Source organism: Acinetobacter amyesii (assembly GCF_002018365.1).
GTDB lineage: Bacteria > Pseudomonadota > Gammaproteobacteria > Pseudomonadales > Moraxellaceae > Acinetobacter > Acinetobacter amyesii.
Map to the genome: position 1 here is coordinate 1 of NZ_MVKX01000007.1, position 18,699 is coordinate 18,699.

Consider the following 18,699-nt stretch of genomic DNA (forward strand, 5'->3'; position numbering starts at 1 on the left):
TTCCCGCCACTTTTTTTAATAAATAAGTGGGAAAAATCATGTCTTTATATTTTACGGCGTTTATACGTCTAGGCTTAGCTGTCGGTATTTCGACGGCCTTACAAAGTACGTTTGCCGAAAATGTCAGTAGTTTTGAATCTGCATTTGCCAAAGTACAAAACTACCAAGCCCAAACTGATATTTGGCAACAACAACAGCAAATCTCAGATTTTAATGTGCGCCAAAGCAAGCTCTGGCAGAACCCAAGTCTATCGATTGAACAAAATGGTTTTGGTAACAATCAAGATCAAGAGCTCAGTATCGCAATCAGCCAACCACTGGATGTATTCGGTCAACGTAAAATCAATCAAGCACTCGCGAGTACCTCTGCACAGCAAATTCAGTTGCAACAGCAGATTTGGAATGCGCAAAGTCAACTGATTGTGAAGTTTGCATGGTCACAGCTAGCCATCGCTCAAAATGAGCAATCGATTTACGCTACACAGCTCAAACTCAGTAAATCTAATTTGGACAGTGCACAAAAACGTTATCAAGCAGGCAGTATCGCTTTGGTCGATGTGGAGCGCGCTCAAATTGAAGCTTTGGAAATACAACGTCTATACCAACAGGCGCTTTTAAAACAGCAAACTGCGGCGCGTCAGCTTTCTAACTTATGGGGTGAAACTACGTCGCAAATCGCGTTGAATAACAGCGTTACGCCTTGGCCTGAACAGAGCCAAAATTTAGTTGAGCGTAATTTATCGGAAGGTTGGCTACAGAAATTGTATGCCTTGAATATTCAGCAGGCAAATCAGCAAATTGAACATTTAAAAGCGCAAGCACGTCCAAACCCAACCCTAAATATGGGCATGTCACGTACCAAGTCTCCAACTGACACCAATGATACGGCTTTGGTACTTGGTGTGGATATTCCGCTGAATATTTTTAACCGCCAGCAATATGCCATTCCAATGGCGCAAAAACAGCAAATTTTATTAAATCATCAGCAACAGCGTGAGTTAAAACAGCAAGTTTTGGATATTGCCAACAGCATTCACCAGCTTAAAGGTCTGCGTACGCAGTTTGATGCCACAGGCAGTCAGATTGGCTTGGCTGAAAAGGTTCAAAACCGAACTTTGCAAGGTTTTCAGGCAGGTAAATTTGCTATTACAGACGTACAGCAAACCACAAAACAACTCCAAGACCTTCGACTTAGCCAAATGCAAATTTTGGCGCAGGCTTGGCAAAGTGCACTCAGTGCTGAAGCCTTAAGTATTGGCACTAGTTATGAAGAAATCAGCCGTTCAGATGCTTATAGCCAACTCAATAAAAAAGCCATTGAAGCATCCCAAACCCTCATCAACAGCGCATCAGCACAATAAGGCAGTTAATCACATGAAAATTAAACAAGATGGAAAAATTTCACAACCTTTGATGATTGCAGTTTTGATTGGCCTAACTCTGATGCTCTGTACTGCTATTTGGTTAAGTACAAATAAATCCGATGCGGATAAAACTGAGCATGAAGGAGAGCATCAGGAGGCTAATAATAGTGATGCTGAAGCAGAACATGCGGAAGAAGGCGAACTTCAGCTCACCGCGCAACAAATGGTGGAACAAGGAATTAAAATTGCGACTGTAGAAAATGGTCTGGTCGAAAATATTATTCAATTGCCGGGTAAATTGGCCGTTAATACTGATCAGCAGGCGCATATTTCTCCAAATTTCAGTGGGCATGTCGAGCAAGTCAATGTAGCACTCGGTCAAACCGTACAAAAAGGGCAAACTTTAGCTGTGCTGTCAGTGCCTGAATTGATTGATCAGCAAGCCAATTTGCGCATGGCTGAAGCCAATTTAGATTTAGCCCGTCAAGATTATCAGCGTGAGCAAAAGCTATGGTCTCAAGGGATTTCCGCTAAACAGGACTTTCAGCGTGCTGAAAATGCCTATCGTCAGGCTCAAATTAGCGTACAGTCAGCAAAATCGCGCTTGCAAGCTTTGGGCGCGAATAGCGGTCAAAACGGACGATTTATTATTCGTGCGCCAATCGCTGGCGTGATTAGTCAAAAAGATATTGTGGTGGGTGAAAATGTGCAATTGGCAGACCAATTATTCACCATCGAACAGTTCAAAGATTTGTGGCTTGAATTTAACTTAGCTCATCAATATTCCGCACAATTACAAAAGGGTCAAAACGTCTCTTTCAAAATCAATGGTTCAGATCAACGCTATAGCGCAGAGGTACAAAGCCTGACGTCACAGGCAGATGTACAAACTGGACGCTTGGTAGTACGCGCCAAATTAAAACAACAATCTGCTGAGCTTCGCCCAAATGTGATGGTTAACGTGCTATTGGCAGATTCAGGTACTAAGAATGCATTACGAGTGCAAAAGTCCGCCGTACAGAGCATTGAGGGTAAAGACAGTATTTTTATTGTTGAATCTGAACAAAAAGGCCAAGTGCATTTAAAAGCGCAAGTGCTAAAACTTGGACAAGTATCCAGTGATGGTCAATGGCTAGAAGTGATTTCAGGTCTTGAGGCTGGGCAAAAGTATATTTCCCAAGGCAGTTTTTTACTGAAATCTGAACTGGAAAAAGACGAGGCTGGCCATGAACACTAATTCAGAGAATACCAACACAAATTTGCCAAAGCCAGAAGGTCTATTCGAACGCATTATTCAGTTTTCAATTCAAAATGCAATTTGGGTGATGCTGTTTGTTTGTACATGGATTGCTGTCGGGATTTACAGTTATCAAAAACTGCCGATTGATGCCGTCCCAGATATTACCAACACCCAAGTGCAAATTAATACGCAGGCCAATGGCTTTACAGCGCTTGAAGTGGAACAGCGGATTACTTATCCGATTGAAAATGCGATGGCAGGTATTCCAGATTTGGAGTTGACGCGTTCTATTTCTCGTTATGGCCTGTCACAAGTCACGATTGTCTTTAATGACGGTACGGATCTTTACTGGGCGCGTCAGCAAATTAATCAGCGGGTACAAGAAGTTCAGTCGACATTGCCTGCCCAAGTTTCTCCGACGATGTCGCCCGTTTCAACAGGTTTGGGTGAAATTTATCAATGGGTGCTGAAAGCTGAACCCAATGCAAAAAAAGCAGATGGCACGGCATATAGCGCGATGGATTTGCGTGAAATTCAAGATTGGATTGTGCGTCCGCAATTACAGCGTGTACAAGGTGTTGCCGAGGTCAACAGTATTGGCGGTTTTAATAAAACCTACGTGGTTTCACCTGATTTAAATCGCATGCAACAGCTGAATCTGTCATTAGAACAATTACAGCAAGCGCTTACGGAAAATAATGAAAACCGCGGTGCAGGTTTTATTGAGGAAAATGGTCAGCAGTTAACAGTTCGAGTGCCGGGAACCTTAAACACCATTTCAGATATTGAAAACACCATGATTGACAGCCCCAACGGCAGCCCAATTCGGGTGGGTGATATTGCGCAAGTATCGATAGGGCATGATTTGCGCACAGGTGGTGCAACCTATAACGGCGAAGAAACCGTTTTAGGTATTGCTATGATGGCCATGGGACAAAATAGCCGAACTGTCTCGAAAGCTGTAGATGCCAAAATTAAAGACATTCAAACCAGCTTACCCAAAGGGGTAAAAATTGAAACAGTGTATGACCGTACCACATTGGTGGAGAAAGCCATTGAAACCGTTCAAAAGAATTTGGTTGAAGGCGCAATTCTAGTCATTATCATTTTATTTATCTTTTTAGGTAATATCCGTGCCGCTTTAATTACTGCCTGCGTTATTCCACTATCGATGCTGTTTACCTTAACCGGCATGGCACAAAAGAATATCAGCGCGAACCTAATGAGCTTAGGCGCATTGGATTTCGGGATTATTGTTGATGGTGCAGTGGTGATTGTTGAAAACTGTATACGACGTTTAGCCCATGCACAGCAAATGTTGAAACGCCAATTAACACAAAATGAACGCTTTAAAGAAGTCTTTTTGGCTGCACGTCAGGCACGTCGTCCGCTGATATTCGGTCAGTTAATTATTTTAGTGGTGTATTTGCCAATTTTTGCTTTAAGTGGTGTAGAAGCAAAAATGTTCCATCCGATGGCATTAACTGTGGTATTGGCACTTGTGGCGGCGATCATTCTGTCTATTACATTTGTACCTGCAGCTGTAGCGCTTTGGGTAAAAGGTGAAATTAAAGAAACAGAAAGCCGTTGGATGACTTGGCTGAAAAAACAGTATCTTCGAATATTAAATACAGCTTTTCATTACAAGGCTGTAGTGATGACTTTTGCACTGTGTTTACTGCTCATTACTGGGCTTTTAAGCACTAAAATTGGCAGTGAGTTTGCACCACAGCTGAGTGAAGGTGATTTTGCAGTTCAACTGATGCGCTCTCCTAGCACTGGTTTAGAAGAATCATTAAGAATGCAGGAAAACGCTGAGAAACTGCTGTTGAAAAAATTTCCAGAGATTCAGGCTGTATTTGCTCGTACAGGTACGGCAGAAGTGGCAACCGATGTAATGCCTCCGAACATTTCCGATGGTTATATTATGCTTAAACCACGAAATGAATGGCCGAATCCTAAAGAAAGTGTGGATGAGCTGCGTGGCCGTATGGTAGCTTATGTGGCTACGATTCCTGGCAATAACAGTGAGTTTTCCCAACCGATTGAACTGCGCTTTAATGAGCTGATCTCAGGTGTGCGTAGCGATGTGGGCGTTAAAATATTTGGCGATGATATGCAAGTGCTCAATACAGAAGCCACTAAGATCGCCAAAATTATGCAGCAAGTTGCAGGGAGTAGCGCCGTAAAAGTTGAACAAACCGCAGGTTTACCTTTATTAAATATTGAAATAGATAAGGCTTTGGCTGCGCAATATGGTTTAAGCGTTAAATCTATACAGGATACTGTGGCAGCCAGTGTCGGTGGACAAAGTATCGGAGAGATTTTAGAAGGCGATCGCCGTTTTGATTTTGTTATTCGTTTAAATGATCAAGATCGTAATGTAAGCACGATTTCACAACTCCCGTTAAAGTTGCCAAATGGTGGCAGTATTGTACTCTCCAATGTTGCCACAGTGTCTAATGTAGATGGGATCAATCAAGTCAGCCGTGAGAATGGTAAACGCCGTATTGTAGTGACTGCCAATGTTGAAGGCCGTGATTTAGGTTCTTTTGTGGCGGATATGCAGACTCAGCTGAAACAATATGCATTACCAAGCGGTTATTGGATTGAATATGGCGGTCAATTTGAAAACCTTGCATCTGCCAAAGCAAGAATGCAAATTGTTATTCCTTTAGCATTACTGACCATCTTTATCTTATTAATGGCAGTATTTCATAATGTGAAAGAAAGTCTGCTGGTCTTTACTGGCGTACCATTTGCCTTAACGGGCGGTGTACTGTTTCTTTGGTTTAGGGATATCCCTCTTTCTATGTCGGCGGGTATTGGCTTTATTGCGCTCTCAGGCGTTGCTGTGCTAAATGGTCTAGTCATGCTGACCTTTATTAAAGAACTGAGGGACAAATATCCATTACATGAAGCCGTATGGCAGGGTGCTGTACTTCGATTACGCCCAGTACTGATGACCGCCTGTGTTGCCTCTTTAGGTTTTGTGCCAATGGCTTTAGCAACAGGTACAGGTGCGGAAGTACAACGGCCTTTAGCGACTGTGGTGATTGGCGGTATTCTTTCTTCCACCTTGCTGACCTTGGTGCTATTACCCGTGCTTTACCGCTGGCTTAACACATCTCGATCTAAATAACCTAGACTAATCAATCTAGATCAAAACAATATTGCATTAACCCATACGGTTCATTCATTAGACAGAATGGATCGTATGGACTCAGGATCCATCAATATTTAAAATCAGCAAATCAGCATGAGGCGATATTCACCTGCATTTTCTACAGGTGCGCGGTGTACACAAGGCAAAACGTGCTGTGTAGGATGATCCACCGCTAAACGCCATAGATGACCATTGCCTAAATTAACAGGCACAGCATTTTCTTTGAGCTGATAATGTAAATCGAAAAAATATTCCGCTAAAAAGTCATCAAATTCTGAGGCAGGACCATCGTATAAAGCTTTGAGTTGCTCTCGTATTTCAGGAATTAAGATTTTTTGTGTGACGTGATCATTTGGCACAATATCACTGGAAGCACCATAATATGTACATAAAAAGGTATCGGTAGCGATAGGAGATCGATCGACATGAAAAGAATAAACATCGGTTGAGATGTAATCGAATTCATCATCGCGTTCATAACATTTGAGCAAATTCAGCGAGGGTGATGCACCAAATGCTGTTAATTGTTGCATGTCATTTAAAATGATTTCTCTGGCTAAATGACCTTGCGCTGAAAGCGTTAATTCCTTCAGATCATCTATAGAAACTTCAGTAATATTTTCAATCAGTTCTAGTTTTTCGACTATTTCTTTAAAGTCGCCTTGTAAGTTGCGTTGCCAGCAAAGCGCATTCATTTGACCTGCAAAATGACTATGAATCAATTCAGAAAATGTAGTGACTACACCAATTTGAGGGTGCTGGGAAAAAGGATTGCTCATAATAGGGATCAAATTAAATCTGAGACGAAGATACTGCGTACAAGGAAGTGCTAGAAGGATTCAGCAGTTTTATTTTATCTTAAAACATAAACTGCTATACAAGATTACTTGAGCATAGATATTAATCGTTACGCTTTCTGTTTGGCATTTTGGCGTAAGACATACAAATATAAACTTTCTACTTTTTCACGTGCCCAAGGTGTAGTACGTAAGAATCGTAGTGATGATTTAACGCTTGGATCTATGCAAAAACATCTAATTTCAATTTTGCGGCTTAAGCCTTCAAAACCACCGTAGTAATCCAATAATTCATCCAAGATGTCAGCAAGTTTTTTGCCGTGTAAAGGGTCATTGGAGGTGCTCATATTAGATCAATCATATTTTGGGAGATAATTATTATATCCTGAGCGAGTTGAAAAATGAGAGGGTTTGAAATTAAACCTTTTAACATAGGAAATTGCAGTTTATTGATGAGTTAAATTTTTATAAATATTAATGAATCAATTTCAAATCCTTAAAGTGTCATTGTAAATAACATGTGATTAGACAACTTACTTATATTTTATTTAACGTTAGTTTACCTGAAGCCAAGCAAACAATCTGATGATACTATTTCTTCGTAAACTAGAAATGATAAAACCAGCTCTATAAATAAAACTTATAGAGCGATCATAGAATGAGGACTATTCTGCAGATGCAGCGTAGCTGAGCGTTTTCTGACGTTTATCTTTGTATTTAAAAATAAAACCAACTGCAAATGCAAAGAAAATCATAATAACCGAGTAGACAGCTGCGGGAATGGCAATTGTTACACTGCCTAAAACAGAAATCGCTATGGTGAGAGCAACTGAACTATTATGAATACCAATTTCAAATGCACACGCACGGGATTCCGCTTCATTCATTTTAAATAATTTTGGAATAAAATAACCTATAGATAAGCTGATCGCACAGAACAATGCGCAGACTAATCCAACAGATGAGAAATATTCAGCAATTCTGTCGCCTTCTTTAATTAAAGCGCCTGCACAAATTACAATCAGAAAAATGACTGAGAAATATTTGATAAATCCTTCCATTTTTTTTGCGAAATTTGGTATTTTTGCTCTGATTATCATGCCGATAATAAGCGGCAATAAAATCAATAAAAACACTTGAACAAGCTTATCTAACTGTATGCCAACAGTTGTATTGTCTTGCATAAAATAAGTAAGAGAAAGTGTAGCGACTAATGGCAAAGTGAAAGCAGCTATTACAGAATTAAATGCTGTGAGTGTAATATTCAGGGCAATATCACCCTTAAATAGATAACTAAACAAATTTGCAGTGCTTCCGCCAGGGGATGCAGCTAAAACCATTAAACCTACTGCAAGTAAAGGCTCTAGTTTAAATAATTTAGCCAAACAAAAAGCGACCGTGATCAACAAAACCAATTGGCAAAACAATGCAATAATTACATTTTTAGGATTTTCTTTAACACGCTTAAAATCATTAAGCGTCACCTCAAAGCCAAGCCCCATCATAATAATGACAAGTGCAATAGGCATACCTATAGTGATAAATGCTGAATCCATAGCAATTCTCCTGAGTTCATTTTATATTTTTAATCTCAATTAAAGCTTGAGCATTTTCTTGAGCAATATCTTCTGCAGTGTGACTGGCATTTTTCGAAATATAATCGCATCGCGGATATAGTCACTGTGTATTTCATATCTGCTTTTAGCATTTGTTGCAGTAAATGCCGTGTAGATCGTGTTGACGATTTTTTCCATCGGAATACCTTTAGAAAAAGAATTTTTCGTCCGTTCGGAAAAGATTTTCATCGGTTCTGCATAAACTGGATGACTCGGTTTAGCTTGTACATTTTCTATAATTTTATTCGCCATTGGCGTTTGAATTTGGCCTGGTTCGATTAAGCATATATCAATACCAAAAACCGAATATTCATACCGCATTGCATTTGAAAGCGCCTCTAATGCAAATTTGCTTGCTGAATAAATGCCTGTGAATGGAAGGGTACGTAAACCGCTCTGAGAGCTGATATTAATCACTTTATTGCGGACTTGATCTTGAGTTTCCAGCAAAGGAAGAAATGTCCTTGTCATGACATGCACTGCAATGGTATTCACAGCAAGAATATGTTCAAACTGTTGCTTGCTTACATCCATAAGCGGGCCATTGTAAATCACACCTGCAATATTAATCAGTCCTCTAAACTTCATGTGACTGCTTTGCTTTTTTACAAGCTCGAATGCATTTTGAATATCTTTTTCTTGTGTAATATCCATAACAATCGGCATAAAATCATGGCTAAACTGTTGGTTGATGGCATCTAATTCTTTCTGATTAATCACAGAACCAAACACAAAAAAGCCTTTGTCTATAAATAAATTTGTACATGCGAGACCGATACCGGAACCTGCGCCGGTGATAAAAATTGCTTGTTTTTGTTCAGACACAAGTATCATCCTTAATTTTTAAATTACAGCTTCACTATCAATCAAGAGAGAAAAATATTTTGGTAAAATCGTGCCAAACAAATGTACAAAGGTGACATTTTTGTTAGAATAAAAAACAGCCTATTAAGTCGTAATTTATTCAATAGATAGATGAGAAAATATTGAAAAAATAAGTATATAGGAGATAAAAATGGATTTTGACGATAAGAGCATGATCGCTCCGATTATTCCTGTGCATTTGCCTGCGGCATTTGTCAGGATGTGTGCAGCACGCGGGTATGAAATATCGAATATATTAGAAGACTCAGGGGTTAAAGCCGAAGATTTAGACTCTATTGATACCTATTTTAGCCTCAATCAAATTGCAAAATTTGTGCAAAATGCCTTAATTTTGACAAAAGATCCTTCAATTTCTATTTCCTTCAGTCAATATATTCGTTTATCGCATTTTGGAGCTTTCGGTATTGCGCTGATGTCCGCGCCAACTTTGAGCGATGTTTTTACTGTCTGCAATAAGTACAGTTCTTTAATTGATCCGACGATCAGTTTTGATAGCACAATTAAAGATAAAACCGTCTGCATTCGTTTTGGCAAACAGATTCCATTAGGTCTGAACTATTATTACACCCAAGAAGCTTTATGCCTTTCGATTATTCGTATTTTAGGGGATTTATTAGAGCAGGAATTGCCGCAGCTTAAGATTGAGTTAGATTATGAAAAGCCCCTATATGCTGAAAAATTTAATTATTTAAATGCGCCAATCCGTTGGAATCAAAAGCATTGCGCTATTTCTTTTCATACGAAAGTACTTGATCAAAAATTACCAGGTGCAGACATTCCAGCATTTCAAAAAGCGCTAAAAATGTGTGAAGCAGAATCGAGTCTTTTTACCCAGCAAGGTGAAAATTGGCTGATTAAACTTAAATTGTTGATTTTACAAAATCTTCAAAGACCGTTAACGGCTGAAGAGATGGCTGAGCGTTTACATTTGTCCAGACGAACTTTTTTTAGAAAATTAGCGGAATATGATACGAGCTATGACGCACTTTTATCAACTTCACGTGCAGAGGTTGCAAAAGATTATTTATTGTATAAAAAAACATCACTCATCGAGTTGGCAGATCATCTTGGTTATAATGATGTCTCCAACTTCACAAAAGCATTTAAACGCTGGTATGGTTTACCGCCGAAACAATGGCAGCAATCTCAGTTTTTAGGCTCTATCGATTAGTCGAAACTTAAACATAGAAATTAATACATAGACCTTAAAAAAGGCGATCTCGTGATCGCCTTAATGATAAAGTTATGAATTATAAAACCTTAATGGATTAATAACGGCCTTTAGAAACGGTAACCGATTTTTAGACCATAGCCCACGGCGTGATTATCCTGATATACAGCATCATATTTTTCTGTACCAAAATCAAAACCAGACTGTGCTTTAGCATCACCGAGCCAGAAGTATTTGACCCCGCCTGAAATAAAATAATTTTTGGCAGGGCTAAATTGTGCGCCGAGCCCTACATTCCAATACCCTTTAGAAGGCCCTAATGTTGATACCAGATCACCTGCGCCGCTGTCCCAGCCGACAGAGAAGGTCCCTGATAGTTTTTCGTTGAGTTTACGGCCAATCCCTATATTTGCAGAGATCTGGTCATCATAATAAGCGGCTAAATGTACACCGGCGCCCGTCGATTGCTCTGTAAATTGATACAGCATTTTGGGTGAAATTTTAAATTCTGACCAATCTACCCACCTGATATTTGCAAATGCCACAGTGTCTTTCATAATCCCTGTTTGCAGATCGACATTGATTGACTGCGGGGTGCTAATGTTTGATTTTTCAGTTGATGTGCCTAAATCAATACGTCCATAAACTGGATGTAAAATATTCAGCGACTCTGTCATATCCATATCATGATTAATTTCTGAACGGTATGTGATTGAAGCTTTCAAAGCAATGTCGGGAACCATATACGCAGCACCAGCCAACCAGCCCACACCTGTTGTTTCCGGTGCATCAAGGTCATAACGTGACCAAGAATAACCAGCGCCTCTTAATCGGCTTTTTCCTTTGACAGTTTGCAATGCAGGGCCAGCATAAAAATTCCAATTCTCGTTCGGCTGATAACCCACAATAGTGCTCAAATTTTGTGATACAACTTCGGATTCAGATTTTTCAGTACCTTCTGTATAGGCTTGAAATTCTTTAATCGGATATCCTGCATCTGCCCCAAAGGGATGATCGTATAAGAAACCTAGAGAAAAATGATCTGTAAGCTGAAATTTTAAGGCCGCAGAAGGAGAGTAGTAGCTATTTGCAATGTCTCCTGTATGCATATTTGCTGCACTGCTCAATCCACCTTTATTAAAATTGTCATTCATGGTTCCGCTCAAACTAGCATCGAGCACTGATATGCCAGCCTCAAAATAATTATTGGGCTGTAAAAATGCTAAGATAGATTGCCCAGAACGGTCAAGCCCAGCGGCATGCAAGGGAACTGTGTAAATACAACTTAAAGCAGCAATGATAGTAATTTTTTTCATATTGAATTCCTTCCTAGAATTATTATCAACAACAAGATGAGTGCTTCTTTTGTATTATTAACGTGCATTTATATTCAAAGTTGGTTCTTTAGTGCCACAGTTATGGTTAAAAGGTGTCAATTAAATTTCTTTTTTTGCACAATGTCACCAGCAACATTTTTTTAATTAGCTATAAAAAATAAAACTTAATATCCAAATTATCTATTAATAATTAAAAGTATATAATTTTATTAACGATTAGAATGATTGAAGTCGTTCAAATTCAAAAGGATCATGAGCGCAAATAAAATCGATGTCATTGCCATCATGTGCTTTGAGTTGTTTTAATTTTTTGAGGCTTTTAATTCATTCTCGGCGAATAGACTGCACACTTTTTTCAAAAATATTCAAACCCAATGGCATGCGTGATACAACCTCTAATTGGCTATGGTGGTAATACGCATCGCCACAATGTAATAACCATTTCCCATGATCTTGTTGAATCGCGATTCCGACATGACCTTTAGTATGACCGATTAATGGAATCATCCAAATATTCAGGTTGTTTTCTAAAGGAATAGAAAAAGCAGACAAGCCATACCATTGCTCTGTAGGCTGTTGATAGATTTTCCATTTTGGCTTTGGGTTAAATTGATTTAATCGAAATCTAAGTTTTTCTTTTAATCTAGGGTTTAATATTTGTTCAAGTTCAGGCTGATAAATGTGTACAGTTACCTGAGGAAAATCAGTTAAACCACCTATATGATCTAAGTCCAAATGCGTAGGAAAAATATCAGTTACATCAGCTGGAGAGTAGCCTAATCCTTGGAGTTGGTGATGTGCTGTTTCGTTGATATCCAGTTTAGGTTTAAAGGTTTTCTGAAAGCTTTTACCTAAACGATGATCTGCCTGTTGAATGTCAGCCAAACCTAAGCCTGTATCAACTAAAATAAGTTTGTTGTCCTGTTCGATCAGCAGGCAATGACAAATCAGCTTTCCAGCCTCAGTCCATGTTCCCTTACCATTGATCAGACGGGCACATAGAGGGCAGAGCGTGCCGCAATTTAAATGATGAATTTTCATTGAACTGGTCCAAAATTATGAATATGGGCGAGAATGACTCGTAATAAAAAAGACAAGTTCTATCTCAATGGATCAAACTTGTCTTTTGGCGGATTAGAGGGATAAAACAATTTTGCCAAAATGCTGATTGGCTTTCATTTTGTCAAAAGCATCATTGAATTGTTCAAAGGGAAATATTGAATCAATGGGCAGATGAATTTTTCCTTCAGCCAAAGCTGAAATTAGTTCCATCTTGGCTTTTTGAATGACTTCAGCAATTTCAACTGGGCTACGGGTGCGGAAACTCACACCTTTATAAGTGATACGGCGCATCGAGTGCTGATCAAAATCAATAGTTCCTGTTTCACCAGCCATTCTGCCCACATTGACAATCGTTCCTGCAATCTTAGTCACAGACATTGTCTGGTTAAACAAAGGGCCTGCCAGAAAATCGATGACAAGATCAGCACCTTTACGTTTGGTTAATTTTAAGATCTGTTTGTCCCAGTCTTCGTCCTTGGTATTGACCACATTGTCCGCGCCGTATTCGTGTAAAAGCGCTAATTTTTCAGCACTTGTTGATGTTCCAATGACTTGTTTTGCACCTAGAAATTTAGCCACTTGCATTGCCATTAGACCAACAGCAGAGCTTGCCCCAACAACTAGAACAGTTTGATCTGCCTGTAAATTTCCGTTTGAAACAATTGCATCATGTGTCGTTTGAAGGGCAACAGGTAAGGTAGATGCTTGTTCATAACTTAAAATATCAGGAATTGGGTAAATCCATGCTTCATTTCCTAAGGTATATTCTGAAAATGCCCCTGGACCTGCACCCATTACACGGTCACTAATTTTCCATTGCGTTACACCTTCACCGAGTTCGACAATTTCTCCAGCCCATTCCATACCGACTGGAAAGCCTAATCCGCCCACAAATCCATGTGTTGCTCCAGTGAGCATATTTAAATCCGCACGATTTAAAGCACAGGCTTTGACTTTAACCAATACGTGATTAGGCATGAGTTGAGGTTTTTCCAATTCACCTAAAACAGCGCCTTGTTTACCTGATAGAATACTTTTCATAGGAATAACTCTTAAAGTTTACGAATCGCTTTTGAGCCATTCCAGCCTATCGATGCTTTTTTAATATAATCAAAAATCTGCTTTTTACTGCCCGCCAACTCTGAAATCTCTAGGGCGATACCAATTGCGTGTTCAGAGTCGAAATACGCCATACGACCTTGTGGTCCACCGATTTGTCCTTCATGGACGACTTCATAGCCTTTATTTTGCAGATATTCATATGTGGCATCATAATCTTCAGTCCAATACGCAACATGCTGAAAACCTTCTCGGCCTGAGTTTAAAAAGTCTTGATACATCGAAGGCACATCATTGGTTTGCTGAATCAATTCAATTTGAACATCACCTGAATTAGCTAAGGCAACTTTCATTTCAATATTGTGGGGCTGACCTTTATATTTAAAATTGTCTAAGATTGCATTTTCAACATAAAACCAAGGACCTACGCCTAGTGCAATCCATTCATTCATGGCTTTTTCGATATCTTTAACAATATAGCCGTTTTGACAAATTGGGCCTAAATCTTTACTCATCATAAATTCCTTTTTCAAATATTTCTTAAAATGGGGGAAATCATGTTTCCCCGCTATATTGCTTGTATTTTTTGGCTTTTAAGGCATGTGGCTTTTATACAAGCTTAGACGCATCAAAATATTCACTAATTTCTTTGGCTAACATGATGTCGCCATCGATTTTTAATTTGCCGCCCATAAACGCCATGGCGCCTGCTAATTTTCCAGTAATAATTTCGACAAATACATCGTCAGTGGTTGTCAGAACCACATCCGCTTCAGCATGTTCACCCTTTTGGATATCACATGTTCTGTCATTGATTTGGATGGTAAAGGGTTCAGATAAGTTCAGTTGCAAAACACATTCAACACCATCTGTTGCATCTTCATTTAAAGCAGTCGGTAATTTATTTAAAATAAAATCATTGATATTCATGGCTTATTCCGTTAATTAATAGAGTCACTAGATAGATGAGATTTGCACTTAAGATTGAGTGCTCAAGTGACTATAAGACAGGTGAAATAAATGATATTGACCCAAGTTGATATTCATTGACATCAGTTACTCATGTCTAAAACTTAGATCAAGTTAGGGATATAAACAGGTCATGCATGACTCTAGTAATACATCGAAAAAACATACAGTTGCTGTACATTACATGCGAATTATTTTTGATTATTTGCAAAGAAAAGATTATTCAATAGATCGATTTTTATCTGAAATACATTTAAATAAATCTATATTTGATGAGCCAAATGAGCGAATTGATTTTCAAATTTTTAATCAGGCATGTCACTTATTACAAGACAAATTCCAGCACCCCAATTTAGGAATCTATTTAGGACAATTGGTGACGACAGGGCATTTAGGACCGCATGGATTTGCCTTAATGACCTGTTCAAATGCTAGAGAACTGATGCAGCAAAATATGCGTTACTCAGCTTTAACGATTGATGCTGGGAGCAATGTCTTTGAGCGTAAAGGGCATGAGTATATTCGTTATTGGAAAAGTAATTTAGGAACAAACCATCCATTAGGAAAATTGCAGGATGAATTACATCAGGCTTCTTATGTAAACCTATCTCGGTCTTTGTTTAATCAGCATGATCTAAGCCCATTGTGGGTTTCTTTTCAACATGAACAACCCGATGATATTTCAGAATATGAAGCACTGTTTCGTTGTCCAATTTATTTTAATGCAGAACAAACTGCGATTGGATTTCATGAGAGATTTTTAGATTATCCATTACCGAGTTCAAATGAGTCGGTACATGTGGTGATGAGTGATTTACGCAACCAACTGCTTAAACAACTTGGAAATCATTTAGAGCCGTCTTGGCTTGCTATTGTTCGTAAAACAATTATGGAATCTTTTCAAATCGGTGGCGTAAGTTTTGAAGAGTTGGCACACATTACAGGCTTTACTACGGAAGAGCTGAGAACTGAGATGAATCGTTATCAGCTAAATTTTAGAACGCTTGTCGATGATATTCGCCAAAGTTTGGCAATTGGATATGTGCGAAATCCAAAATTAAGCTTAGTCGAAATTGCATTTTTATTAGGATTTTCTGAACAAAGCGCTTTTCAGCGTGCATTTAAACGATGGACTGGAAAAACACCAAAAGAATATAAGAACTTGGATTATAAATAAACGATGTAAAAAAAATCGCTTGAAACCCAAGAATATTCAAGCGATGTAAAAAGAACTTAGGTGCTAAACCGTCAACTGGCCAAATTTTAATGCGCCCAACAATGTTGTTTGTTTAAGTCCAGGAAATAGCCAATAAGGGGTAGTTTCACTACTGCAAGCACATGATGGGAAAGCAGGATTATTTTTTAATGGTCCTGCAATGGTTTTTTCCATGACCATAGAGATGTACTGATCATTGCTTCCTTCCTGAGTATTGCCATTTAAAATAACTTCAACACCGGTTTTTTCAGCATAATCACGTATCGCTTTAATTTTTGAACTTTTTGGTTCATAGGCATCTAAACTAATACCATTTTCAGAAGTCACAAAAATTTGATTATCTGCTTTTACCACCAAAGAATGATTACCTTCAGTATGTCCTGGACTATGAATCAGTGCCAAACCTGAACCTAAGGCTAAACTTTTCTTAAAAGTAATAATTTTATTGGGATCTATGCCATTTGCACCATTTGGACAATACCAGTCGGACTGAACGGGTAATAATCCTTGCACACAATTCCATTCCTTTTCATGCACAATTAATTTTGCATTTGGAAAATATGCCGGCTGATCTGCCGTACCTAGCCATTTACGAAGTTCTTGAGTGTGTAAATGGTCATAACTAATATAGTCTACTTGCTCAGGTGTAATGCTGAGTTCTTTTAAGGTGTCTTCGACAGAGGTATATTGCGGTGCAAAAATATTAAAAGCAAAATCTGGAAAAGACTCAGCTAAACGATCAAAAAATGGAGTTTTTCGATTATTAATTACGTCTGTTGGTGAAAATAGTAAAACCCTGGTTTGATCATTAAAATCTTGGTATTGAATGATAAAAAGTCGATTGAGTAGATGCAGAAAAGGGAAGGTGAGAGACTTTTGCGCAAATACACCTGTATAGCCATACCACGTTGGATATGGCGCACGGACCAGATCAACCGATTGATAATAGCTAACGTTGGCTTGTTGCATGAGCTTTGTACGAAATTTAGCAGAAGCAATACGCACATTTTCAAGGCGATCAACGGGAGACATTGCATCACGTGTCCCATCAAAATCTAAAATTTCTTGCATACCTAAAGTTTTAAATGATTTATTCATTCTATTTTCCATCTATGGCTGAGCTTTAGTAATTTTGCTAAGATCTTTCATATCTCTTAATAAACCTGATGTGGCTTTGTAAAACTGAATAATTGCTTTTGGCGATTTAAGATTAAACCCTTTAAATAACTGTTTTATTAGACTTAATGTATCAAAGTAAATCCGTTCACAAACTAATTCTTCGCCTTCAAAAATAAAAAATGCACACATTCGAACACGAAAAGAATTGCCTGTAGGCGGTACTGAACCAAGATATCCTTTATGTGTGCCTAATAGCCAAAACTCACAAATAACAGCATCATCTGAGTGACGTAAAGCGATCAGTTCATGCCGCTGATCTGGAAACGCCTTACGTGAAGTACGGTGATAAGTCAAAACGTCTTCACGGCCATCATGTACAGCGCCAGTTGCAATCAGCTCATAATGAGGGTGTGGGAACGTACTTAAAACAGCATCAAAATCTTGCTTAACTTCATCTGCAAAATGGTCTAGCACCAATTTTTCACGAAACTCTTTTAGTTTGTTATCTAACATTTTGACATCCTTAGTCTGAGTCAGTATTTGTTAGATTTAATGTAATCTTTGAAGTGTTTTAGAGTTGGTGTTTAAGTGACAGTTTGATGGTGAATGAGTGCCAGATTAATTTATTATCTATTTAACTTATGTTCACCAAAAGTCAGATTCATAAGATAAATTTCAATATTTATATTTATATATCAGTGAATTATATATTTTTACTCACGGGTTTTAATATCAATAATTCATGAACCATTATTTAGATTGTCTATCTTATATTTTTTTAATAAAAATAAATTCTTTTTAAGAATAATAGCTTACTGAGCTTACTGAGCTTACTGAGCTTACTGAGCTTATTCAGCTTTATTTTTCATAAATAAATCAAATCTTAATATTTCAATTTCTAGATCTAATTAATTATTGTTTGCTCAAGTTGTTATAACAAGTTGAATGCGATGTCGGAACCAACAAGCAAAACGAGCCAGTTGCCTTTGTATGAACAAGTCAAAGGGCAGTTACAGCAAAAAATTCACTCAGGTGAATACTCGGCATTGAGTCAATTGCCATCGGAAAATGAGCTTTCAGAGTTGTTTTCTGTGAGCCGTATTACCATTCGTCAGGCGCTGCATAAGCTTTCACAGGATGGGTTGATTTTTAAAGTGCATGGCAAAGGTACTTTTGTCAGTAAGCCGAAAGCCTATCAAAACATCACACAGCTTCAAGGCTTCGCAGAAGCCATGTCATCGAGTGGGCATCACATTTTAAATGAAGTGTTGTCGATCGAATTCATTGAAGCACCGCTCAAAGTCGCCTCCAAATTGAAATTGGCTGTGCGTAGTCAAGTGGCTGAAATTAAACGGGTACGTTTGCTGAATAACGAACCTGTGTCTTATGAGTTGACTTATTTACCTGCAGAAATTGGCTTACAACTTCAAAACAAACAGGTGGATTTACGTGTTAGCGATATTTTCACCGCCATTGAACAAGACTTATCTATACCACTGGGTTATGCCGACTTAAACATTGATGCCATACAGGCAGATGATGAATTAGCACAGCTACTTTCAGTGGACATTCATACACCTATTTTACGTGTGGAACGACTCACACACGATGCTAATGAATATCCGATTGACTACGAATATTTGTACTTCTCAGGCGAAAGCTTCCAGTACCAATTACGCATTTTTCGTTAATAAGGAT

Annotated in this window: 17 protein-coding genes; 6 read left to right on the top strand and 11 right to left on the bottom strand. The window is 38.5% G+C overall.

Going from position 1 to position 18,699, the window contains the following annotated elements; translation table 11 throughout:
• Positions 1-38: 38 nt before the first annotated feature.
• Genes B1202_RS11155 through B1202_RS11165 form a run of 3 tightly spaced genes read left to right on the top strand, consistent with a single transcriptional unit; the run spans position 39 to position 5,746 of the window.
• Positions 39-1,361 carry a TolC family protein gene (locus B1202_RS11155; RefSeq protein WP_078190677.1) on the top strand — a complete coding sequence of 441 codons (1,323 nt, stop codon included), beginning with the start codon at positions 39-41 and terminating at the stop codon, positions 1,359-1,361.
• 13 nt (positions 1,362-1,374) lie between these two features.
• The gene (locus tag B1202_RS11160; RefSeq protein ID WP_078190678.1) at positions 1,375-2,601 is read left to right on the top strand and encodes an efflux RND transporter periplasmic adaptor subunit; all 1,227 of its coding nucleotides are present in this window, start codon (positions 1,375-1,377) and stop codon (positions 2,599-2,601) included.
• Complete coding sequence (locus tag B1202_RS11165) at positions 2,591-5,746, top strand: efflux RND transporter permease subunit (RefSeq protein ID WP_078190679.1); 3,156 nt, start codon at positions 2,591-2,593, stop codon at positions 5,744-5,746. The genes B1202_RS11160 and B1202_RS11165 overlap by 11 nt, the downstream gene beginning before the upstream one ends.
• A gap of 104 nt (positions 5,747-5,850) precedes the next feature.
• On the opposite strand, the gene B1202_RS11170 is transcribed toward B1202_RS11165, so the two are convergent.
• The 4 genes from B1202_RS11170 to B1202_RS11185 form a co-directional block, all read right to left on the bottom strand.
• Positions 5,851-6,549: a DUF1826 domain-containing protein gene (locus tag B1202_RS11170; protein ID WP_078190680.1), complete on the bottom strand. Its 699-nt coding sequence runs from the start codon at positions 6,547-6,549 to the stop codon at positions 5,851-5,853.
• A 128-nt stretch (positions 6,550-6,677) separates the two neighbouring features.
• A complete protein-coding gene (locus B1202_RS11175; protein ID WP_078190681.1) occupies positions 6,678-6,914 on the bottom strand; it encodes a VF530 family DNA-binding protein in 237 nt (78 codons plus the stop codon).
• A 318-nt stretch (positions 6,915-7,232) separates the two neighbouring features.
• Positions 7,233-8,123 (bottom strand): bile acid:sodium symporter family protein, encoded by an 891-nt coding sequence (locus tag B1202_RS11180; protein WP_078190682.1) that lies wholly within the window; start codon positions 8,121-8,123, stop codon positions 7,233-7,235.
• A 39-nt stretch (positions 8,124-8,162) separates the two neighbouring features.
• Positions 8,163-9,008, bottom strand: coding sequence for an SDR family NAD(P)-dependent oxidoreductase (locus tag B1202_RS11185; protein WP_171262644.1), 846 nt, complete (start codon positions 9,006-9,008; stop codon positions 8,163-8,165).
• Between the two features lie 190 nt (positions 9,009-9,198).
• Between B1202_RS11185 and B1202_RS11190 the strand changes: the two genes are divergently transcribed.
• On the top strand, positions 9,199-10,239 hold the full coding sequence (locus B1202_RS11190) for an AraC family transcriptional regulator (protein ID WP_078190684.1): 1,041 nt from the start codon (positions 9,199-9,201) through the stop codon (positions 10,237-10,239).
• 110 nt (positions 10,240-10,349) lie between these two features.
• On the opposite strand, the gene B1202_RS11195 is transcribed toward B1202_RS11190, so the two are convergent.
• From B1202_RS11195 to B1202_RS11215, 5 genes are all read right to left on the bottom strand, one after another.
• A complete protein-coding gene (locus B1202_RS11195; RefSeq protein ID WP_078190685.1) occupies positions 10,350-11,555 on the bottom strand; it encodes an OmpP1/FadL family transporter in 1,206 nt (401 codons plus the stop codon).
• A gap of 345 nt (positions 11,556-11,900) precedes the next feature.
• A complete protein-coding gene (locus B1202_RS11200) occupies positions 11,901-12,617 on the bottom strand; it encodes an MBL fold metallo-hydrolase (RefSeq protein ID WP_078190686.1) in 717 nt (238 codons plus the stop codon).
• Positions 12,618-12,710: 93 nt separating this feature from the next.
• On the bottom strand, positions 12,711-13,679 hold the full coding sequence (locus B1202_RS11205; protein ID WP_078190687.1) for a quinone oxidoreductase family protein: 969 nt from the start codon (positions 13,677-13,679) through the stop codon (positions 12,711-12,713).
• An 11-nt stretch (positions 13,680-13,690) separates the two neighbouring features.
• Complete coding sequence (locus B1202_RS11210) at positions 13,691-14,212, bottom strand: VOC family protein (protein ID WP_078190688.1); 522 nt, start codon at positions 14,210-14,212, stop codon at positions 13,691-13,693.
• A 94-nt stretch (positions 14,213-14,306) separates the two neighbouring features.
• Positions 14,307-14,627 carry an SCP2 sterol-binding domain-containing protein gene (locus tag B1202_RS11215; protein WP_078190689.1) on the bottom strand — a complete coding sequence of 107 codons (321 nt, stop codon included), beginning with the start codon at positions 14,625-14,627 and terminating at the stop codon, positions 14,307-14,309.
• Between the two features lie 172 nt (positions 14,628-14,799).
• Between B1202_RS11215 and B1202_RS11220 the strand changes: the two genes are divergently transcribed.
• Positions 14,800-15,843 (top strand): AraC family transcriptional regulator, encoded by a 1,044-nt coding sequence (locus tag B1202_RS11220; protein WP_078190690.1) that lies wholly within the window; start codon positions 14,800-14,802, stop codon positions 15,841-15,843.
• Between the two features lie 63 nt (positions 15,844-15,906).
• On the opposite strand, the gene B1202_RS11225 is transcribed toward B1202_RS11220, so the two are convergent.
• Together B1202_RS11225 and B1202_RS11230 are read right to left on the bottom strand one after the other, a co-directional pair.
• A complete protein-coding gene (locus B1202_RS11225; RefSeq protein ID WP_213033258.1) occupies positions 15,907-16,980 on the bottom strand; it encodes a hypothetical protein in 1,074 nt (357 codons plus the stop codon).
• A gap of 12 nt (positions 16,981-16,992) precedes the next feature.
• Positions 16,993-17,514, bottom strand: a complete 522-nt coding sequence (locus B1202_RS11230) for an ester cyclase (protein ID WP_078190692.1) — start codon at positions 17,512-17,514, stop codon at positions 16,993-16,995.
• Between the two features lie 437 nt (positions 17,515-17,951).
• Here B1202_RS11230 and B1202_RS11235 point away from each other — a divergent pair, with 437 nt between their 5' ends.
• Positions 17,952-18,692: a GntR family transcriptional regulator gene (locus tag B1202_RS11235; protein WP_078190693.1), complete on the top strand. Its 741-nt coding sequence runs from the start codon at positions 17,952-17,954 to the stop codon at positions 18,690-18,692.
• Positions 18,693-18,699 lie beyond the last annotated feature (7 nt).